The following is an 18,820-nucleotide window of genomic DNA, read 5'->3' as shown; positions in this document are numbered from 1 at the left end:
CTTAACGCGCGCCCGCCCGTATGGGAAGTGTCAGACGAGGCCTGCCATTACGCCACCATCCACATCCCAGACTGCCCCGGTGACCCAACCTGCATCATCGGACAGAAGATGGGTGACGGTATGCGCCACATCCTCGGGCCGACCGACGCGGCCGATCGGGTGGAAAGCGTCGAAAGCATCGGTCAAAGTCGCCTCGATCTGGTCCGGTGCGATGAAGGCGCCATAGATGGGGGTCACCACCACCGCCGGAGAAACCGCATTCACTCGGATCTTATGTTCCGCCAGCTCCATTGCCAGATGCTGCGTCAGGGAATGAAGTCCGGCTTTGGCCATCGAATAGGCCGAGGACGGTGTGGCGCGAACTGCCTGTTTTGCCCACATAGAGCCTATGTTGACGATATTGCCACCTCCGTTGGCTTTCATGTTTTCGACCACGGCCTGTGTGATGAAAAAGGTCGCGCGGTTCAGGTCCAGATAGCTGTCGTAATCCTCGGCCGTGTGTTCCATGAACGGTTTTGGCGCGAATGTCCCGGCTGCATTCACCAATCCTTGAATGTGACGCGTGTCCGATTTGATCTGGTTGATCAGCCTTTCGACGTCTGCCGCATCGAGCAGGTTCGCGCGGTATATGTCCGCGGCGCCGCCAAGTTCCGCTTTCGCCGCGTCCAGCTTGCCAGCGGATGACCCGACAAGGGTCACGTGCCCGCCGCTTGCTATGATTTGGCGCGCTGTGGCCAGACCCATTCCGCTGGATCCGCCGACGATAAGTGTTGTTGTCAGAGTCATGATCAGATTTCCTATCTACTGATAGGTAGATATATTGAGCTTGGAAACTGAAATACAACCCCCTATCTAGTGGTAGGTTATTTTTAGATAGATGTGCAGATGCCCAAAACGGAAAAACCCTTGTCAGAAACTGCCAGCCGTATTTTGGATGTGGCCGAGCGTATGGCGCGACAAGGCGGGTATTATGCCTTCAGTTTTCGCGACATCGCGTCTGAAATCGGCATCAAATCGGCCAGCATTCACTACCATTTCCCCACCAAGGAAGCTTTGGGCGAGGCGCTGGTTACCCGTTACACTGATCGGTTCCTGGGGGCGTTGGGGCGGTTGGACGAAGCCACGCCTTTGGAATCTCTGGAACAATATGTGGCGGCATATCGACAAGCATTGATCGAACAGGACCTGATGTGCCTGTGCGGTATGTTTGGTGCTGAAATCGCAAGGTTGCCAGACCCGGTCGCCAGACGGACTCGCGAGTTTTTCGAGCGCAATCTCGTATGGCTGGAAACGGTTTTCCGGGCCGCAGGGGCCGCGAATCCCGAAGCCCGAGCAGGGGAAACGATTGCCCGCCTGGAAGGGGCGATGATTCTGGCGCGGTCGATGAACGATATGGACCTGTTCCAAAGCGTCACTGCGAATTTGCCTGCCCAAGCGCTGCGGGACTGACAAACGGGCCTTGCGAGGTTCAGCAGGAACGATATCTTGCGGCCTGTGCCATATCAGGAAAGGACAGGTCATGCCGAACCCAACCGCAGCAATGCTTGTGATCGGGGATGAAATCCTGTCGGGACGCACCCGGGATGCGAACATGCATTATCTAGCGCAGGAACTGACAAAGCAGGGCATTGACCTTAAAGAGGTCCGGATGGTCAGCGATGACGCCACTGCTATCGAACAAGCCGTTCGAGCGCTGTCTGAGCAGGTTGATCATGTGTTCACCAGCGGCGGAATAGGCCCGACCCATGACGACATCACCGCAGATTGTATCGCCCGGGCTTTTGGTGCGTCGATCGACGTGCGCGCTGACGCCCGAGCGCTGTTAGAGCGGCACTATGAGAATTCGGGGTTGGAACTGAACGCCGCGCGCCTGCGTATGGCGCGTATTCCCGATGGGGCGACATTGATCGATAATCCTGTTTCGACCGCGCCAGGCTTCACGCTTGGGAATGTGCATGTGATGGCGGGTATTCCCACAATCTTTCAGGCCATGGTCGCCAGCGTTCTGCCCAAGCTGACCGGCGGCGATCCCTTGTTGTCGCAAACGCTGCGGATCAACCGGGGTGAAGGTGATATCGCCTCGATCCTCTCGGCTTTGGCTGAGGATTACCCTGATCTCGCCATCGGCAGCTATCCGTTTCAGGTAAATGGTGTATTCGGCTCTAACGTGGTGGTTCGGGGCACGAATGGGTCGCAGGTCGATGCGGCCACGACCCGGTTGGCAAAAGAGCTGGAGCTTTGAGCCCGAACTGGGCCGACGTTGTCGACGGCACATGGCCGGCGGCTCGGTTCGAAACAATTGGCCCTTTTCGCCTGCGGCAGGGGTTGGGTGGTGGCTCGCGCGTTTCCGCGGCCAGCGCTCTGGCATCTGCGATCGACGCGGATATCAAAGCCGCTGAAGGGGCGATGCGCGCGATGGGGCAGCGACCCATATTCTGCCTGCGACCGGGCGACGAAGGGTTGGATCAGCAGCTTGCGGATCAGGGCTATGACATTCTTGATCCCGTCAACATCTACCAATGCCCGGTCGAGGACCTGACCGATACGCCCATCCCTCGGGTCACCGCCTTTACCATCTGGAGTCCGCTGGCGATCATGAACGAGATCTGGGCGCAGGGCGGGATCGGACCAGAACGGCTGGCCATCATGGACCGCGCCGAGGGGCCGAAAACGGGGATATTCCTACGTCATTCCGATCACCCGGCGGGGACCGGATTTGTCGCCATTCACGACGACGTCGCCATGGTTCATGCGCTGGAAATCTTACCGGCCTATCGCCGTCAGGGCTTGGGAAAGTGGGCCATGCGCGCAGCTGCAATCTGGGCACAGAAGAACGGCGCAAAAACGCTAAGTGTGATCTGCACCAAAGCTAATAACGGGGCAAATGGTCTCTACCATGCGCTCGGGATGGAGATCACCGGAGAATACCACTACCGTCAGCTTGTCCAAGGAGAGTGACCAACGTGACCGATCAAACCCTGCCCACCGCGCTGGACCTGCCGATGGTGGACCCGCTGCCGCCTGAGACGCAGAAGTACTTTGATATATGTGTCGAAAAACTGGGCTTTGTGCCCAATGTGCTGAAGGCATACGCGTTCGATATCGACAAGCTGAATGCGTTTACGGCGAACTACAACGATCTGATGCTGGGCGACAGCGGATTGTCAAAACTGGAACGCGAAATGATTGCGGTGGTCGTGTCCGCGATCAACAAGTGCTTTTACTGTTTGGTGGCCCACGGCGCGGCCGTCCGACAATTGTCGGGCAATCCGCAACTGGGCGAGATGCTGGTTATGAACTACCGCGTGGCCCCACTGGACAACCGCCAACGCGCCATGCTGGATTTTGCTGCCAAGATGACGACCGCCAGTACCGAGATCGAAGAACCTGATCGTCAACGTCTGCGCGATGTTGGGTTCAGCGACCGGGACATTTGGGACATTGCCAATGTGACCGGCTTTTTCAACATGTCGAACCGAGTGGCCAGCGCAACTGCGATGGCCCCGAACGACGAATACCACGCGCAGGCCCGATGATCCGAACTGCTGCCCTACTCCTGATGGTCATGGCCGGTCAGGGTCTTGCGCAGAACCTGACGTTGCCCTCCGGCGCGCGGCTGGTCAGCGAGCGGACCAGTGAATTGGACAGCTATGAGCTGCCAATCGGGCCCTTTGCGGATGGGGCGGTACCGGCGCGAGAAGTCGAAGGAAAAGTCGAGCGGTTTACCTGGCGGTTGCAATCCGGCTCCAGCACGACGCTGCAATTGCTGGCCCCGTTGCGTGACCAGATCGCAGCGCAAGGGTACGAAATATTGCTTGAGTGCCAGGCCAAAACGTGTGGTGGGTTCGACTTCCGTTTTGGCACCGAAGTTGTGCCCACACCAGACATGTACGTGGCTATTCAGGACTATCGTTTTTTGTCTGCCATCCGAGGGGGAAATGTGGTCAGCCTGCTGGTCAGCCGCAATCCGCCTGACGGGTATGTGCAGATGATCCGGGTCACCCCGGTGGGTGCAGAGGCGTCACCACCGCTTGTGATCGACGAACCGGTCACGTCGCCCGGTGATTTGTTAGCCAGTCTGGAACAAAACGGGCATACAATATTGGAAGACCTGCATTTCCGCACCGGAGAGATGACGTTGGGCGAGGGGCCTTTTTCCTCGCTTGAATTGGTAGCGGAGTTTCTGGCCAAAAACCCAAGTACCCGGCTGGCACTTGTGGGCCACACGGATGACACCGGTGCGCTGGATGCCAACATCTCGGTCAGTACCGGCAGGGCTCAGGCTGTACGCGCCCGATTGATCGAGGCGCATGGGGTCGCGGCAGACCGGGTCGAGGCGCGCGGGATCGGCTATCTTGCCCCGCTCACTTCCAATGCCACGCCGGAAGGCCGGGATCTGAATCGCCGGGTTGAGGCGGTTTTGCTGGTCAACTGAACCCTGCAGTCCTGTTCACATCATGGCCGATAAAAAAAGGCCCACGCAGCAGGCGCGGGCCGTACAGTTTACCGAGGTTAATTCACCAATCCATCGGGCCTTTTTCGTGAAAGGCATCGACGAGAAAATCTATGAATGCCCGAACCTTGGGCTGAGTAAAGCGTCCGGGCGGGTAAACGGCGTAGACGCCCTGAACCTCGTCCGGAAGCGACGGCATAGCGTCCAGTACAGCACCGGATTTCAGCGCATCTGCGTACAGATAGCTGGGCAAATATGCGATCCCCAGACCAGAGATGGCGGCGTTCAACAGGGATTGCCCATCGTTCACGCTCAGCCACCCTGCGGTGCGAACCTGTCTTTTTTCACCCGAAGGCGCGGTCAGCTTCCATACATTGCCAGAGGACTGGCTGGAGTAATGCAGTAGCTTGTGTTCATTCAGTTCGTCAATTTTCTGCGGCCGGCCGAATTTCTCGACATAGCTGGGTGCTGCGACCATCCGCTTGACGGTTTCAGTCAGTTTGCGTGCGCGCAGGGTGCTGTCTTCCAGCTCACCAATCCGGACGGCTACATCGAACCCTTCAGAAATCAGCTCGACGTAGCGGTTGTTCAGCACCATGTTCACAGTGATATCAGGATAGGCCGCCAGAAAATCCGACAGAACCGGAGACAGGTGATTGACGCCGAAATCTGTTGCAACGCTGATCCGAAGCAGACCCGAGGGGGCGGATTGCATCGAAGTCACAAGCGCATCAGCTTCGCCCGCGTCATTCAGAACACGCCGTGCGCGGTCATAATATGCCAGGCCAATTTCGGTCGGCGACACGCGCCGGGTCGTGCGGTTCAGCAGCCGTGCGCCCAGACGGGCCTCGAGGCTCGAAACATGCTTTGATACGGCCGATTTGGAGATGCCCATTTTCTTGGCCGCATCGGTGAAGCCACCTTGGTCCACCACATTGGCAAAGGCTTCCATTTCGGTCAGTCGGTCCATTCTCGTTCCCCAAGTCTTAGTCCTTTGAGCCAACCTGACGTCCAATCTGGGCGGAAACAGGGCGGACATGGGATAATATCAGGGTTTCAAATCGGATCGTTTGCATATGGGAAACGCGGAAACGATGGTTTCCGAGATGGCCACAATGCCTGTAAGCCAAGGGTTTTGGGTGATTTCGGCCGGATATGCTAGGATGACAATGGCAAATTTGTGACCACGGAGGAGATCATGAAAGCCATTTATACCGTCGCAGTCATATGTCTGTCCGCGACCTTCGCATGGGCTGGTGGCGAGACGCCGTCGAACCCGGACGCACGGGTCTATTTTGTAAACCTGTCAGATGGCGACACGGTTTCATCGCCGGTGACCGTGGTCTTTGGGTTAAGCGGGATGGGCGTGGCCCCCGCCGGAACCGAGGCGGAAAACACCGGGCACCACCATTTGCTGATCGACCGCCCGCCGATTGGTGAGGGTGAGGACGGTGCGGATGAGCTCGCCTATGGTCTGCCTTCAGACGACAATCATTTGCATTTCGGTGGTGGTCAGACTGAAGTGACGCTGGAGCTCGCGTCGGGTGATCACACGCTGCAACTGGTTCTGGGGGATGCAGGGCATGTTCCGCACGCAACCCCGATTGTGTCCCAGGTGATCAGGATTTCGGTCGAGTAATCGAGGTGCCTTCACGGCACAGGAGGCTATGCCACGTCAGGCAATAGGAAAATACGGCGCGCCAGCGCCGAATTTAGCCGTTCTTGTGGATACCATTGGCTGAGGGCTGTCTTGGCCATCAAATCGGGGTTTTCCGCAATGAACGCCTCGAAAGCGCTGGTTTTCGAACTGGCAAGACGCTCTGCGATCAGGCTCATGAACGCGTAGGTGATCGTCAGGTTGAACTTATCCGGGGTGCCAGCCTTGGCTGCAAGTGTTCGGATTCCTTTGGCGTAGATCGCTGCAGCATCGATGAAATCATACTTGCGCAGCAGATCGTAGGCGACCTGTACATGTTCGGCATGTCCGAATGTCGTGTTGTCGATGGCATGTGCTTCAAAGGCGTTGGAGATGTCGGTGCTCATTCTCCGTCCTCCTTGAAGCGGTGGCTGTCATTGGCTGTCCAGTCGAGGTCGTAGACACTTTTGAGTTGTTTGATCTTCTCCAGCGATTCCTCGGAAAACGCTGGCTTGTTCTCAAAGCTATGCAGGGCAATCCCCTCGATCAGATCGCCAAGGGTCATGTCCAGCGACTCTGCCAGCCCCTTGAGGACTTTCAGCAGGCGCTTTTCGATTCGAATTCCCGTCTGGGTGCGCTCTATTTTCTGACTCATTGCGTACATATGTATATTGATAACAAGAGAGTCAAGCGGCACAAAAAAGCCGCCTCTTTCGAGACGGCTTCCTTCAGTTCAATTGAGGTGTTGCTTTAGAACGTTGCCGCCAGTCGCGTACCTTGATTGATCGCCCGTTTGGCGTCCAGCTCTGCCGCCACATCGGCTCCGCCGATCACGTGCGGAGTGATGCCGCGTTCGATCAGCGCATCTGCGAGGCTGCGCTCGGACACCTGACCGGAACACAGAACGATTGTGTCCGCCGCGATCACGGTCGGATCAGCACGTTCTTCGCCAAAGCTGACATGCAGGCCGTCCTCATCGATACGCTCGTAGTTCACGCCGCCCACAAAGTTGACGTCCTTCATCTTGAGCGTAGCGCGGTGAATCCACCCGGTTGTCTTGCCCAGACCCTTGCCATGTGCTTGCTTCTTACGCTGCAGCAAGGTGACATCACGCGCAGGTGCCGCAGGCTGAGGGCCTTCTGGTGCCAGGCCCGAGCGATGCTCGGCCGGATCGGTCACGCCCCACTCCTTCATCCAAGCGGGCAGGTCTGTGGTGATGCTGTGGCCGTCTTCCAACAGGAACTCGGATACATCAAACCCGATGCCGCCTGCGCCGATTACGGCGACAGACTTGCCGACCGCGGTCTTCTCGCGCAGCACGTCGATATAGGTGATGACATTGTCCCGATCCTGGCCCGGGATTTTCGGATCGCGCGGAATGACACCAGTAGCGATAACCACTTCGTCAAAGTCGGTCAGGTCGTCAGCGCTGACTTCGCGGTTCAGCTCTACCTTCACACCCAGATCGGTCATCATGGTGTGGTACCAATCGACTAGTCCCCAGAACTCTTCTTTGCCCGGAACCTGCTTGGCCATGTTCAATTGGCCGCCAACCTCCGAGGCGCGATCGAACAGGGTTACGTCGTGTCCGCGCTGCGCTGCAGTCATCGCGGTGGATAATCCCGCGGGGCCGGCGCCGACAATGGCAATCGTCTTTGGCGCTTCAGCTGTGGTGATTTCCAATTCGGTCTCATGGCAGGCGCGTGGGTTCACAAGGCACGAGGTCAGCTTGCCGCTGAAGGTGTGGTCCAGACAGGCCTGGTTGCAGGCGATGCACGGCGCAATCTGTGCTGCGTTACCTGCAATTGCCTTGTTGACGAAATCCGCATCGGCGAGCATCGGACGGGCCAGAGACACCATGTCGGCGCAACCCGTCGACAGGACCTCTTCGGCGACCTCGGGTGTGTTGATCCGGTTCGAGGTGATGACCGGAATCGAAACCTTGCCCATCAGCTTTTTTGTCACCCAGGCAAAGGCCGCGCGCGGAACGCTGGTGGCAATGGTCGGAATGCGTGCTTCGTGCCAGCCGATGCCGGTGTTGATGATCGTGGCACCGGCCTCTTCGATACGCTGGGCCAGTTCAACGACCTCTTCATGGGTCGAGCCATTGGGGATCAGGTCAATCATCGACAGGCGATAGATGATGATGAAATCGGTGCCCACGGCCTCGCGCGTGCGGCGAACGACCTCGATCGGCAGGCGCATGCGGTTCTCATAGGACCCGCCCCAACGGTCGGTGCGCTTGTTGGTGTGTGTCACAATGAACTGGTTGAGGAAATATCCCTCGGACCCCATGATCTCGACCCCGTCATAACCCGCTTTCCGGGCCAGAACGGCAGCGTTCACGATGTCGCTGATCTGTTTCTCGATACCTTCCTCGTCCAGCTCATTCGGCGGGAAGGGCGAGATCGGGGATTTCACCGGGCTGGGGGCCACACATTTCGGACCATAGGCATAGCGACCCGCATGTAGGATCTGCATCGCGATCTTGCCGCCCGCCTCATGAACGCGTTGGGTCACGATAGAGTGGTTCGCGACCTCTTTGTCATTGGTCATCATTGACGCGCCGGGCAGCACCGATCCTTCAAAGTTCGGGCCAATCCCGCCTGTCACCATCAATGCGACACCGCCACGGGCGCGGTCGGCATAGAATTCGGCCACACGGTTCCAGTCGCCGGTTTCCTCAAGCCCTGTGTGCATCGACCCCATCAGGACGCGGTTCTTCAAAGTCGTAAAGCCCAGATCCAGCGGGGCCAGCATATTTGGGTACGCAGTCATGACGAACTCTCCCTCCCGATTTGTCGACGCTAGATTGACCTTCGCGTCAACGTTGTCACGCGAAACCTAACGTCACACCCTTTGCTGGCGCCTTGGGGCTTGATACAGACGTCTCAAAGCACATTCACGAGGCTGCACATGACCCCCGAAGAGATCGCCAAACTGCCCTATCGCCCTTGCGTGGGGCTTATGCTGATGAATGCCGAGGGCAGGATTTTCGTCGGTCAGCGCAATGACCGCCACAAGGATGCATGGCAAATGCCTCAGGGCGGCGTGGACAAGGGCGAAGATCCACGGGATGCAGCCCTGCGTGAGCTGTGGGAGGAAACCGGCGTAACTTCGGACTTGGTCGAGATCGTGGCTGAGACGGACGGCTGGCTGCCTTATGATCTGCCACACGACATCGTGCCGAAAATCTGGAAAGGCCGTTATCGCGGGCAGGAACAGAAATGGTTCTTTCTGCGGTTCACCGGCCGCGACGATCAGATCGACATCCAGACCAAGCATCCGGAATTCACCCGATGGAAATGGCAGGAGCCAGGCAAGCTGATCGACGAGATCGTACCGTTCAAACGTGAGGTTTACCAGCAGGTGGTTGCCGCCTTTGCGGATCACCTGTCATAAAACAGCATGCGCATTGAAGACATCTGGCCCAAGTACCGCGCACGCCTGAAGGCGTTTCTGCATTCGCGTGTGTCCAACGCGGCAGATGTGGAAGACCTGTTGCAAGAGATCTCGGTCAAGGTCTTTACCGGTCTGCCCAACCTGAAAGACCCTGCCAAACTGCAACCGTGGTTGTTTCAAACGGCCGACCGCACGATAATCGACCATTACCGAAAATCAGGCCGTTCCGAGGCGCACCCGGATGATCTTTGGTATCACCGGGATGATCCGGAAACGCGTCAGGACCTTGAGGGGTGCGTCGAACCTTTCATTCGCGGATTGCCGCAGGAAACCGCGGACATGCTGATGGCAATCGACATCAATGGCGTGTCCCAACAGGATTACGCACAGGCGCAAGGACTGGCGTATTCAACGCTCAAATCCCGGGTTCAAAAAGGCCGGGCAGAGCTGCGAAAAGCGTTCGAGGATTGCTGCAATATCTCGATGGATGTGCGGGGTAATATCTCGGACGTTCAGGAAAAACAGAAAACCTGCAAAAAATGTTGATCCGATCGTCGTCTTTTTGATGCGGGCTTCGTCTGACAGATGAAACCAGCAAAAGGAAAGACAAATGATCCGTATCATCAGTTTCAAAATCTGCCCCTTCGTTCAGCGCGTCACTGCGCTGTTGGAAGCCAAGCAGGTGCCCTATCAGATCGACCATATCAGCCTCAGCGACAAGCCGGACTGGTTTCTGGAATTGTCGCCGACAGGTCAGGTGCCAGTTCTGGTGACCGAAGGCGGTACCGCACTGTTCGAGTCGGACGCTATTGCCGAATACCTCGACGAAGTGACCGCCCCGCTGCAGCCCAACCTGACATCTGAACAGCGCGCCCTGAACCGCGCGTGGAGCTATCAGGCCAGCAAGCATTATCTGGTTCAGTGCAGTGCGATGCAAAGCGCGGATCAGGCGATCTTTGCGGATCGGACGACCAAGTTGAACGCCTCGTTCGCGAAAGCCGAGAAGCAGCTTAGCGGTGGCCCATTCTTTGCGGGCGAGGCGCTGGGCAATGTCGATATGGCTTGGTTACCGTTGCTTCACCGGGCTGCAATCGTGGCCGATCACAGCGGGCACGATATGCTGGCTGACTATCCTAAGGTGAAGGCGTGGCAGCAGGCTCTTCTGGCAACAGGCATTCCTGAGAAAACCGTGTCTGATGACTTTGTCACCCGGTTCACTGATTTCTATCTCGCAGAGCGGACGTGGTTGGGGCGGGGTGCGAACCTGAACGAAGCGCCTGCAACCGCTCAGGTGAAACAATCCGGCGGGTGCTGCGGGTGATTCACTCACTAAGCCGCACGTTGGCGTGAGGGGGCGTGGCCGCATCTGATCGACCTGTCTAGCTTGACGGGTATGAAGGACACGGCCCCAACTCTCTCTTCTGTAAAACCCGCCGGACGCAAGTTTACCGGCACCGACCGTCGCGCGCCTTTGCGCGGCGGTCTGCAAGGGTGCGGGGAATATGGCGCAGGGCAGACGGCGGGCCGGTTCTACCCCATCGCCTGCGTCGCGCTTGAGGTCACCCAACGTTGCAATCTGGATTGCACACTGTGTTACCTCTCGGACCGAGCCGAGATGACCTATGACCCACCGCTGTCGGTTCTGTTTGCGCGTCTTGCCACGATCCACAGCCATTATGGCCCCGGTGTCTCGGTTCAACTGACGGGGGGTGATCCGACACTGCGCAAGGTAGAAGACCTTGAGGCACTGTGCCGCGAAATTCGCCGCCTGGGCATGCGGTCGTGCCTGATGACCAACGGCATTCGCGCCAGCCGGGCGTTTCTGACGCGGCTTGCGGCGGCGGGGTTGGATGACGTGGCCTTTCACGTCGACATGACGCAGGAGCGCAAGGGGTTTAACAGCGAGACTGAGTTAAATGTGGTGCGCCGCGCCTATATCCGCCACACGCGCGGACTGGGCTTGCGGGTATTGTTCAACACGACGGTCTTCGGCGGCAATATTGCTGAAATGTCTGCGCTGGCACGATTCATGCGAGACCGTCCCGAGGTGGCTTTTGTGTCCTTCCAGATGCAAGCCGATACCGGGCGCGGGGTCTTGCGCGAACGTCCCGACGCGATCACGCAGGACAGTGTAATGCGTGCCGTCGAGGTCGGATATGAAACGCCCCTGCATTTTGACACGGCCGCCGTGGGCCATGCAAAATGCAATCGCTACGCAAGTGTTGTGACTGCCGGCGGGCGTGCGGTTTCGGTTCTGTCCGCCAAACGCCTGACGCAGAAGGTGATCGCCGCGCTAAGCCGCGTCGATCAGTCGGCAGACGGCCATATCGACACCCGCGACAGCATCTGGCGCATGGTGAGGCGCAACCCGCTGTTGGCGCTGCGGGCCGGGCTACATCTGTTGGGTTGTGTGCTGCGGTTGGGTCGAGGGTTGTTGCAGGGTCCCGTCCGTCGGCAGTCAGTGTTTATCCACAATTTTATGGCCGCCGATGCGCTCGAAGAAGACCGCTGTGCCTCTTGCGTCTTTATGGTCGCAACCGCGAACGGGCCGTTGTCCATGTGTGTTCACAACGCGCAGCGTGACATGCATCTGGCCGCGCCAGAACGGGTTGACGGGCCGTCTGGACCAAGCTGGTGGAATGCCGCCGTTCCCCGCCTGTCGGGTGGACCCGATCTGCCGGATCTGAGCGATCCCGGGCTGGCCCCGCTCAAGCGGCTCAAGGGGCAGTTGCGGGCCACGCGCCGGAACCAAAAGGACGTATCATGAGAAAACTTCTGATCCTGCTGTTGCTTCCGGTTTTGACCGCATGCGCAAGTGTCGAGCGTCTAGCCTTGCCCGCCGCGGAGGCATTGCCAGGGCAGACCCTGACCAGATTTGCGTCCCCACCGGGCGAAAAGGTCGATCACCGCGATTGGACAGCTTTCCTGCACCGCTATGTCGTGACCGACGGGCAGGGCGTGAACCGGGTAACTTATGGGCAGGTGACACAGGCAGACAGGGCGCGCCTGGACGAATATCTGGTCGATCTGCAAGCCATTGACTCTGCGCGGCTGACACGTGATCAGCAACTGGCGTATTGGATCAACCTGTACAATGCGTTGACGGTGGATGTGGTTCTTGAAAACTATCTCGTTTCTTCGATCCGCGACATCAAGAACGGACGATTTTCGATTGGGCCGTGGAATCAACCTCTGGCGCAGGTGGCCGGGCAGGAGTTGACCCTCAATGACATCGAACACCGCATTATCCGGCCCACATTCGGCGAACCGCGCATCCACTATGCGCTGAACTGTGCCGCTGTAGGTTGCCCCAACCTGATGGACCGCGCCTGGCAGGCCGAGACGTTAGAGCGCGATTTTGCCGCCGCCGAGCACGCCTATATCAACGACCCACGTGGCGTGCAGTTTGACCAACGCGGCGGATTGATCCTGTCAAAGATCTTTATCTGGTTCCGTGTGGATTTCGGACCAAACGAAAAATCTGTGCTGGCCTATATCGCGACAGCAGCGGAACCCGAGCTGCGCGCCCGTCTTCAGCAGACGCCGCGTGTCAAAGCGTATCAGTATGACTGGGCTTTGAACGACGCGGCGGCTGGATCTTAATCAGCGGATTACAGCAACCCTTCGGCGCGCAGCAGTTCCTGCATGTTCGCCTCGGGTCGCGGGCCGATATGGCTGATGACCTCGCGGGCGCAGATATTGCCGATCTTGGCGCAGGTTTCGTGATCGCGGCCTGTCGCCATGCCAAACAGGAAGCCGGCGGCAAACTGATCGCCCGCACCGGTTGCGTCCACGGGCACGACTTTCTCGACCGGTACGTCGACGCGTTGCCCGTCGCTTAGAACAGTCACGCCGTCGCCGGAGCGGGTGCATACAACAAGCGGGCAGATCGCGGCGGTCTTGGCCAGCGCCTCTTCCAGATCGTCAGTTTCGAACAGGGATTTGATCTCGGCCTCGTTGCCAATGACGAAATCAAGTTCGTTTTCGATCAGCAGCAAGAAATCAACACGATGGCGTTCCACGCAGAAGGGGTCCGAAATGGCGATACCCGCCTTGCCGCCACCCTTGTGGCACGCGCGCGCGGCCTCAAGAAACGCGGCCTTGCCCTTTTCCTTGTCGAACAAATAGCCCTCAAGGAACATGATCTGGCTGTTCCCGGCTACGGCATCTGACACGTCTTGCGACGACAGCTCTGAGGAAATCCCCAGATAGGTGTTCATCGACCGCTCACCGTCGGGCGAGACAAAGATCATCGAGCGCGACGTTGGCAGTTCGCCGCCCGGAACCGGAGGGTTCACGAAATCAACGCCGTCCTCGTTCATCGCATCCGCATAGAACCGGCCCAGAGCGTCATCATGAACCCGCCCGATAAACGCTGAATCCAACCCCAGCGCACCTGCGCCAGCGATCGTGTTGGCAACCGAACCACCCGGCGTCTGAACCCGGCCTTCCATCGAGGCATAGAGGACTTCGCCACGCTCCTGCTCGATCAGTTGCATGATGCCTTTTTCGATGCCCATCAGCTCCAGGAAACTGTCGTCGGCTTGGGAAATCACGTCCACAACAGCGTTTCCGATGCCGGTCAGTTGGTAGGTTTTCATAAGTTCTTGTCCTCAAATTCGCAGAGATCGCGGATGATGCAGGTGCCGCACATGGGTTTGCGCGCCTTGCAGTGATAGCGGCCATGCAGGATTAGCCAGTGATGCGCATGCAGCTGAAAGTCGGTTGGGATATTGTCTTCGATGGCGCGTTCGACGGCGTCCACATTCTTACCGGGGCAAATGCCGGTGCGATTTCCAACACGGAAGATATGCGTGTCCACCGCCTGTGCCGGATAACGCCACCACATGTTCAACACAACATTGGCGGTCTTGCGGCCCACACCCGGCAGCGATTGCAGGGCTGCGCGGGAATTGGGAACCTCGCCGCCATAATCGTCGACCAGAATACGGCTGAGTTTAATGACGTTCTTCGCCTTTTGCCGAAACAGGCCAATGGTCTTGATGTGTTCAATCAGACCTTCTTCGCCCAGATCCAACATCTTTTGCGGTGTGTCGGCGATCTCGAACAACGCGCGGGTGGCTTTGTTCACACCGACATCGGTCGCTTGTGCAGACAGGGCCACGGCCACCACCAGAGTATAAACGTTGACATGCTCAAGCTCGCCCTTGGGTTCGGGGTCGGCTTCCTGAAAGCGCGTAAAGATCTCGCGGATCCGGTGATATCCGAGTTGTTTTGCCATCCGCGTCTTAATGCCGTTCGGGGCGAGTCGATACAAGTCCAAAGCCAATGCGCAAGTTCCGGGTCGCGAGGGCGTAACCTGCGCGCTATGGTTTGATCAAGAATATGAGGTAATAGCCATGAACGTCCAGACACCGGAAAGCGGATACCACTACAACGTCATGCGCCGCGCGATCGACCTGATTGATCAGGGCGGCGAGGGCCTGAGCCTGGAAGAGCTAGCTCGCCAGATGGATATGAGCCCGGCGCATTTCCAGCGCCTGTTCTCGCGTTGGACCGGGGTGTCGCCGAAACGCTACCAGCAATATCTGACGCTGGGCCATGCCAAGGCATTGTTGCGGGAACGGTTCACCACGTTGGAAACCGCGCATAACGTCGGCCTGTCCGGCAGTGGCCGTCTGCACGATTTGTTCCTGAAATGGGAATCCATGAGTCCCGGCGAATACGCGCGCAGGGGCATCGGGCTGACCATCTATTGGGGCTGGTTCGAATGCCCCTTTGGCCCGGCACTGGTCATGGGAACCGACAAGGGCATTTGCGGCATGGCTTTTGGTGCTGAAACCGGTGAAGAGGCCGCGATGGAGGATATGATCTCACGCTGGCCCAAGGCCAAGTTCATAGAAGATCCGATGCACCTGCGCCCTTGGGTTCTAAGCGCCTTTGGCGCAGCAAGCGACCGGCTGGAACCTACGCCGCTGTACCTTATTGGTTCGCCCCTGCAAATCAAGGTTTGGGAGGCGCTGATGCACATCCCGTCAGGCCAGGTCACCACCTATTCCGAGATCGCGCAGCGTGTGGGATCGCCACAAGCAGTGCGCGCCGTGGGTACTGCGGTTGGCCGCAACCCGGTCAGCTGGCTGATCCCGTGCCACCGGGCGCTACGCAAATCCGGTGGGCTGGGTGGCTATCACTGGGGCTTGCCGGTCAAACGCGCAATGCTGGCATTCGAGGCCGCTCAGGCCGACGCATAGTCACGTCAAAAACAAACTTTGCGCTGCTGCATCCTGTGATAGTGAGATTCTATGAAGCAGGACAGCAGGCAGATCACACAGACATTCGCGGCGTGGGCCATTCCGGTTTCAGTGGCGGTCTTGCTGCTGAAACTGCTGGCCTGGTGGGTAACGGGTTCGGTCGCCCTGCTCTCGGACGCCTTGGAATCAGTGGTGAATGTAGCGGCAGCTCTGCTTGCATTTTTTGCGGTGCGGATATCTGGCATGCCGCCAGACAAGAAACACCCGTTTGGGCATAAGAAAGCCGAGTACTTGTCGGCCGTGGCCGAAGGGACGCTGATTGTTCTGGCCGCACTGCTGATCATTCGTGAAGCTGTTTTCGCATTACCTGATCCGCATCTGGCCGGGGAACCGTTCCTGGGCATTGCCATAAATGTGGGCGCGACGTGCCTGAATGGTATCTGGGCGTTTCTGCTGTTGCGGGTTGGGCGACGAGAATCCTCGCCAGCGTTAGAGGCAAGCGGAAAGCACATTTTGACCGATCTTATGACCTCGGTCGGTGTTGTTGTCGGATTGCTGATTGCGATGGCGACAGGTTGGTTGATCCTTGATCCAATTATCGCGATTCTGGTGGCCGTCAATATTCTGTGGGAGGGGTGGAAGGTTATCCGCAGCTCGGTCGACGGGTTGATGGATGCTTCGCTGATCGACGGAGAATTGACGTCTGTCCGCGAAACAATCGAAGCCAATTTAGGCCCGGCGCTTGAGTATCATGATCTGCGCGGTCGCAGGTCAGCCAACATGATTTTCGTTGAGTTTCACCTTGTCGTCGACGGTGCCATGTCGGTCGCGGCCGCGCATGACATCTGCGACGATATCGAGGCGGCCCTGAACAGGAAGTTTCCGGGGTCAGTCTTTGTCATCCATCTGGAACCGGACAGCGAGTTGAAAAGTGCCAGCGCCTGATTGACAGATACACTCGCCGGTGCCAAAGGTTTCCTTCAGGTTTGGGTCCCCTGCCGTTCGCTGCCATTTGGCATTGGTGAAACCCGGTTGATGAACATCTGTTGCCCTTTTCTGGCGCGCGGATGGTAATGCGAACTCCGTCCTGACTTGGCGCCCGTTTAAGGAAACGAGGCAAGAAATGACACGTTCAAACAGTATTGCTCCACTTGAGGAGCTAAAAGCGCAGGCAAAACGACTGCGCGACAGGCTGCGCGGAGCGGGGGTTACGCTCTCGCATAGTGAATCGCTGGAATTGCTGGCGCATCAACATGGGGTGCGCGATTGGAATACGTTGCACGCAATGGCCGGAAATCGCATGCATTTGCGTGTTGGTGATCGCGTTGAAGGGTTCTATCTGGGGCAGCCGTTCAGGGCGGAGATCCGTGGTATGACCCTGTTGGGTGACGGGTCGCATCGGCGCGTTACCTTACACTTTGACACCCCCGTGGATGTCGTTCAATTCGACAGCTTCTCGGCCTATCGGCAACGCGTAACCGGTGAGATTGGCTGGGATGGCCGATCCACACGACATACCTCGGACGGCCAACCGCAACTGATCGTGCGACCCACGTAAAGAAAAGGGCGCGGCGGGTAACCACCGCCGCGCCCTTTTGTTAAGTTCTGGTCTGGCGTCACTCTGCCGCCCAGCCACCGACGGCTTTGACCTCAAGGAAGTCCTCCAACCCCCACAAGCCGCCTTCGCGCCCGTTGCCGGACTGTTTCATGCCGCCAAACGGTGATCCTGCACTGCGCGACTGGCCATTCATTTCGACCATGCCGGACCGCAGTACCCGCGCCATTCGATTTGCTCGCGCGCCGTCTTGTGTCTGAACGTAATTGGTCAGGCCGTATGGCGTGTCGTTGGCAATCTCGACCGCCTCTTCTTCGGTGTCGAAGGGGATCATGGTCAGGACGGGGCCAAAGATCTCTTCGCGCGCGATGTTCATCTGGTTATTGGCGTCGGCAAAGACGGTTGGACGTACATAATAGCCCTTGTTCAGCCCCTCGGGCCGACCGGTGCCGCCTGCTACCAGCCGGGCGCCTTCATCGATGCCCTTCTGGATCAGGTCCTGGATTTTGTTCCACTGCACCTCGTTCACGACGGGGCCGATATGGCGGCCTTCTTCCTGCGCGCTGCCCACGGAAACCATGCTGGCCACTTCAGCCGCCGTTTCCACGGCCTGATCGTAGATCGGGCGCTGCACCAGCATGCGGCTGGGCGCATTACAGCTTTGGCCGGTGTTGTTCATCATGTGCAGAACACCACGTTTGACGGCCTTTTCATCGGCATCGGCAAAGACCACGTTTGCACCCTTGCCGCCCAGCTCCAGATGTACCTTCTTCAAGGTGTCTGCAGCACTTTTTGAGATCGCTGTGCCTGCGCGGGTCGAGCCGGTAAAGCTGACCATATCCACATCCGGATGCGCCGACAGCTGGGAACCAACGCCCACGCCATCACCGTTCACCAGATTGAACACACCGGCGGGGAAGCCGGCCTCATCCATCATCTCGGCAAAGATCATCGCGTTCAGCGGGCTTTGTTCGGAGGGTTTCAGAACCATGGTGCAGCCTGCAATCGCCGCCGCGCCAACCTTGAGTGTGACTTGGTTCATCGGCCAGTTCCATGGCGTGATCAGGGCGGCCACGCCGACCGCCTCATAAATAATCCTGTCATTGGGCGCGTGATCGCCCAGCGGGCGGTCGAATTGGAACGCTTTGGCTGCGCGCACAAAGTTTGCAAGGTGATACATGCCCGCACCGGATTGCTGGGTGCGTGCCATGTCGATTGGCGCGCCCATCTCAAGCGACATCGCCTGTGCCAAATCCTCGGACCGGGATTGGTAAATCTCGATCAGTTTCTCGACCAGCGCGATGCGATCTTCGACCGGTGTGGCCATCCAGCCGGGCAGGGCGGCCTTTGCGGCAGCAACTGCGGCGTCGGTATCAGCTTGCGCGCCCAGTGAGATCACCGCGCAGGGTTCCTCGGTCGAGGGGTTGATCACCTCGAAATCATTCGCTGCAGATGGGGCGACCCATGTTCCGTCAATGTAGAAATTGCGTTTCTCGATCATCACGTATCCTCCTGATCCTGTGGCCCGGATGGCGGGAATTTGCGCCACTCTGGCACCGGCA

The 18,820-nt window shown here is 58.3% G+C and carries 22 protein-coding genes; 14 read left to right on the top strand and 8 right to left on the bottom strand.

The genetic code is table 11. From position 1 onward, the window contains the following. Positions 1 to 30: 30 nt before the first annotated feature. On the bottom strand, positions 31 to 786 hold the full coding sequence (locus tag AC2FI9_RS03190; protein ID WP_496765535.1) for an SDR family NAD(P)-dependent oxidoreductase: 756 nt from the start codon (positions 784 to 786) through the stop codon (positions 31 to 33). 120 nt (positions 787 to 906) lie between these two features. Between AC2FI9_RS03190 and AC2FI9_RS03185 the strand changes: the two genes are divergently transcribed. From AC2FI9_RS03185 to AC2FI9_RS03165, 5 genes are all read left to right on the top strand, one after another. Beyond that, positions 907 to 1,449: a TetR/AcrR family transcriptional regulator gene (locus AC2FI9_RS03185; RefSeq protein ID WP_496765521.1), complete on the top strand. Its 543-nt coding sequence runs from the start codon at positions 907 to 909 to the stop codon at positions 1,447 to 1,449. Between the two features lie 70 nt (positions 1,450 to 1,519). Continuing rightward, positions 1,520 to 2,242, top strand: coding sequence for a competence/damage-inducible protein A (locus AC2FI9_RS03180; RefSeq protein WP_496765519.1), 723 nt, complete (start codon positions 1,520 to 1,522; stop codon positions 2,240 to 2,242). Further along, positions 2,239 to 2,958: a GNAT family N-acetyltransferase gene (locus tag AC2FI9_RS03175; RefSeq protein ID WP_496765517.1), complete on the top strand. Its 720-nt coding sequence runs from the start codon at positions 2,239 to 2,241 to the stop codon at positions 2,956 to 2,958. Before AC2FI9_RS03180 ends, AC2FI9_RS03175 begins: the two co-directional genes overlap by 4 nt. A 5-nt stretch (positions 2,959 to 2,963) precedes the next feature. Then, positions 2,964 to 3,536 (top strand): peroxidase-related enzyme, encoded by a 573-nt coding sequence (locus AC2FI9_RS03170; protein ID WP_496765515.1) that lies wholly within the window; start codon positions 2,964 to 2,966, stop codon positions 3,534 to 3,536. Beyond that, a complete protein-coding gene (locus AC2FI9_RS03165) occupies positions 3,533 to 4,435 on the top strand; it encodes an OmpA family protein (RefSeq protein WP_496765513.1) in 903 nt (300 codons plus the stop codon). The genes AC2FI9_RS03170 and AC2FI9_RS03165 overlap by 4 nt, the downstream gene beginning before the upstream one ends. Positions 4,436 to 4,517: 82 nt before the next feature. Here AC2FI9_RS03165 and AC2FI9_RS03160 read toward each other — a convergent pair whose 3' ends face one another. Continuing rightward, positions 4,518 to 5,423 carry a LysR family transcriptional regulator gene (locus tag AC2FI9_RS03160; protein ID WP_496726385.1) on the bottom strand — a complete coding sequence of 302 codons (906 nt, stop codon included), beginning with the start codon at positions 5,421 to 5,423 and terminating at the stop codon, positions 4,518 to 4,520. 228 nt (positions 5,424 to 5,651) lie between these two features. On the opposite strand from AC2FI9_RS03160, the gene AC2FI9_RS03155 reads away from it, so the two are divergent. Further along, positions 5,652 to 6,092, top strand: coding sequence for a DUF4399 domain-containing protein (locus AC2FI9_RS03155; RefSeq protein WP_496765511.1), 441 nt, complete (start codon positions 5,652 to 5,654; stop codon positions 6,090 to 6,092). Positions 6,093 to 6,118: 26 nt separating this feature from the next. Here the strand turns inward: AC2FI9_RS03155 and AC2FI9_RS03150 are convergent, their stop codons facing one another. Genes AC2FI9_RS03150 through AC2FI9_RS03140 form a run of 3 tightly spaced genes read right to left on the bottom strand, consistent with a single transcriptional unit; the run spans position 6,119 to position 8,867 of the window. Continuing rightward, positions 6,119 to 6,496, bottom strand: coding sequence for a hypothetical protein (locus tag AC2FI9_RS03150; protein ID WP_496739545.1), 378 nt, complete (start codon positions 6,494 to 6,496; stop codon positions 6,119 to 6,121). Continuing rightward, complete coding sequence (locus tag AC2FI9_RS03145) at positions 6,493 to 6,786, bottom strand: hypothetical protein (RefSeq protein WP_496765508.1); 294 nt, start codon at positions 6,784 to 6,786, stop codon at positions 6,493 to 6,495. Before AC2FI9_RS03145 ends, AC2FI9_RS03150 begins: the two co-directional genes overlap by 4 nt. A 53-nt stretch (positions 6,787 to 6,839) precedes the next feature. After that, positions 6,840 to 8,867, bottom strand: coding sequence for a 2,4-dienoyl-CoA reductase FMN-binding domain-containing protein (locus AC2FI9_RS03140; RefSeq protein WP_496765507.1), 2,028 nt, complete (start codon positions 8,865 to 8,867; stop codon positions 6,840 to 6,842). A 138-nt stretch (positions 8,868 to 9,005) separates the two neighbouring features. On the opposite strand from AC2FI9_RS03140, the gene AC2FI9_RS03135 reads away from it, so the two are divergent. From AC2FI9_RS03135 to AC2FI9_RS03115, 5 genes are all read left to right on the top strand, one after another. Continuing rightward, positions 9,006 to 9,491, top strand: a complete 486-nt coding sequence (locus tag AC2FI9_RS03135; RefSeq protein WP_496765505.1) for an RNA pyrophosphohydrolase — start codon at positions 9,006 to 9,008, stop codon at positions 9,489 to 9,491. Positions 9,492 to 9,497: 6 nt separating this feature from the next. Next, complete coding sequence (gene sigZ / locus AC2FI9_RS03130; protein WP_496765503.1) at positions 9,498 to 10,037, top strand: RNA polymerase sigma factor SigZ; 540 nt, start codon at positions 9,498 to 9,500, stop codon at positions 10,035 to 10,037. Positions 10,038 to 10,101: 64 nt separating this feature from the next. After that, positions 10,102 to 10,812 (top strand): glutathione S-transferase family protein, encoded by a 711-nt coding sequence (locus AC2FI9_RS03125; RefSeq protein WP_496765501.1) that lies wholly within the window; start codon positions 10,102 to 10,104, stop codon positions 10,810 to 10,812. Positions 10,813 to 10,884: 72 nt separating this feature from the next. Further along, entirely contained in the window at positions 10,885 to 12,258 is a 1,374-nt protein-coding gene (locus AC2FI9_RS03120; RefSeq protein WP_496765500.1) for a radical SAM protein, read from the top strand. Next, entirely contained in the window at positions 12,255 to 13,094 is an 840-nt protein-coding gene (locus AC2FI9_RS03115) for a DUF547 domain-containing protein (RefSeq protein ID WP_496765498.1), read from the top strand. The genes AC2FI9_RS03120 and AC2FI9_RS03115 overlap by 4 nt, the downstream gene beginning before the upstream one ends. Before the next feature lie 8 nt (positions 13,095 to 13,102). On the opposite strand, the gene AC2FI9_RS03110 is transcribed toward AC2FI9_RS03115, so the two are convergent. Further along, positions 13,103 to 14,092 (bottom strand): adenosine kinase, encoded by a 990-nt coding sequence (locus AC2FI9_RS03110; RefSeq protein ID WP_496765496.1) that lies wholly within the window; start codon positions 14,090 to 14,092, stop codon positions 13,103 to 13,105. Beyond that, positions 14,089 to 14,733, bottom strand: coding sequence for an endonuclease III (gene nth, locus AC2FI9_RS03105; RefSeq protein WP_496765493.1), 645 nt, complete (start codon positions 14,731 to 14,733; stop codon positions 14,089 to 14,091). Before nth ends, AC2FI9_RS03110 begins: the two co-directional genes overlap by 4 nt. A 118-nt stretch (positions 14,734 to 14,851) precedes the next feature. Here nth and AC2FI9_RS03100 point away from each other — a divergent pair, with 118 nt between their 5' ends. From AC2FI9_RS03100 to AC2FI9_RS03090, 3 genes are all read left to right on the top strand, one after another. After that, complete coding sequence (locus AC2FI9_RS03100; protein ID WP_496765491.1) at positions 14,852 to 15,703, top strand: methylated-DNA--[protein]-cysteine S-methyltransferase; 852 nt, start codon at positions 14,852 to 14,854, stop codon at positions 15,701 to 15,703. A gap of 51 nt (positions 15,704 to 15,754) precedes the next feature. Next, complete coding sequence (locus AC2FI9_RS03095) at positions 15,755 to 16,648, top strand: cation diffusion facilitator family transporter (protein ID WP_496739556.1); 894 nt, start codon at positions 15,755 to 15,757, stop codon at positions 16,646 to 16,648. 178 nt (positions 16,649 to 16,826) lie between these two features. Beyond that, a complete protein-coding gene (locus AC2FI9_RS03090) occupies positions 16,827 to 17,261 on the top strand; it encodes a glyoxalase superfamily protein (protein WP_496765489.1) in 435 nt (144 codons plus the stop codon). A gap of 58 nt (positions 17,262 to 17,319) precedes the next feature. Here AC2FI9_RS03090 and AC2FI9_RS03085 read toward each other — a convergent pair whose 3' ends face one another. Then, the gene (locus AC2FI9_RS03085) at positions 17,320 to 18,759 is read right to left on the bottom strand and encodes an aldehyde dehydrogenase family protein (protein WP_496765483.1); all 1,440 of its coding nucleotides are present in this window, start codon (positions 18,757 to 18,759) and stop codon (positions 17,320 to 17,322) included. Positions 18,760 to 18,820 lie beyond the last annotated feature (61 nt).

Source organism: Ruegeria sp. CDSA246 (assembly GCF_059611225.1).
This window is presented reverse-complemented; position numbering and strand designations above follow the sequence as displayed.

Excerpts from the sequence above, each read along its gene's own strand:
- AC2FI9_RS03190 (WP_496765535.1), bottom strand. The coding sequence starts at position 786 with ATGACTCTGACAACAACACTTATCGTCGGCGGATCCAGCGGAATGGGT.
- AC2FI9_RS03180 (WP_496765519.1), top strand. The coding sequence starts at position 1,520 with ATGCCGAACCCAACCGCAGCAATGCTTGTGATCGGGGATGAAATCCTG.
- AC2FI9_RS03165 (WP_496765513.1), top strand. The coding sequence starts at position 3,533 with ATGATCCGAACTGCTGCCCTACTCCTGATGGTCATGGCCGGTCAGGGT.
- AC2FI9_RS03160 (WP_496726385.1), bottom strand. The coding sequence starts at position 5,423 with ATGGACCGACTGACCGAAATGGAAGCCTTTGCCAATGTGGTGGACCAA.
- AC2FI9_RS03155 (WP_496765511.1), top strand. The coding sequence starts at position 5,652 with ATGAAAGCCATTTATACCGTCGCAGTCATATGTCTGTCCGCGACCTTC.
- AC2FI9_RS03150 (WP_496739545.1), bottom strand. The coding sequence starts at position 6,496 with ATGAGCACCGACATCTCCAACGCCTTTGAAGCACATGCCATCGACAAC.
- AC2FI9_RS03140 (WP_496765507.1), bottom strand. The coding sequence starts at position 8,867 with ATGACTGCGTACCCAAATATGCTGGCCCCGCTGGATCTGGGCTTTACG.
- AC2FI9_RS03135 (WP_496765505.1), top strand. The coding sequence starts at position 9,006 with ATGACCCCCGAAGAGATCGCCAAACTGCCCTATCGCCCTTGCGTGGGG.
- sigZ (WP_496765503.1), top strand. The coding sequence starts at position 9,498 with ATGCGCATTGAAGACATCTGGCCCAAGTACCGCGCACGCCTGAAGGCG.
- AC2FI9_RS03125 (WP_496765501.1), top strand. The coding sequence starts at position 10,102 with ATGATCCGTATCATCAGTTTCAAAATCTGCCCCTTCGTTCAGCGCGTC.
- AC2FI9_RS03120 (WP_496765500.1), top strand. The coding sequence starts at position 10,885 with ATGAAGGACACGGCCCCAACTCTCTCTTCTGTAAAACCCGCCGGACGC.
- AC2FI9_RS03115 (WP_496765498.1), top strand. The coding sequence starts at position 12,255 with ATGAGAAAACTTCTGATCCTGCTGTTGCTTCCGGTTTTGACCGCATGC.
- AC2FI9_RS03110 (WP_496765496.1), bottom strand. The coding sequence starts at position 14,092 with ATGAAAACCTACCAACTGACCGGCATCGGAAACGCTGTTGTGGACGTG.
- nth (WP_496765493.1), bottom strand. The coding sequence starts at position 14,733 with ATGGCAAAACAACTCGGATATCACCGGATCCGCGAGATCTTTACGCGC.
- AC2FI9_RS03100 (WP_496765491.1), top strand. The coding sequence starts at position 14,852 with ATGAACGTCCAGACACCGGAAAGCGGATACCACTACAACGTCATGCGC.
- AC2FI9_RS03095 (WP_496739556.1), top strand. The coding sequence starts at position 15,755 with ATGAAGCAGGACAGCAGGCAGATCACACAGACATTCGCGGCGTGGGCC.
- AC2FI9_RS03090 (WP_496765489.1), top strand. The coding sequence starts at position 16,827 with ATGACACGTTCAAACAGTATTGCTCCACTTGAGGAGCTAAAAGCGCAG.
- AC2FI9_RS03085 (WP_496765483.1), bottom strand. The coding sequence starts at position 18,759 with ATGATCGAGAAACGCAATTTCTACATTGACGGAACATGGGTCGCCCCA.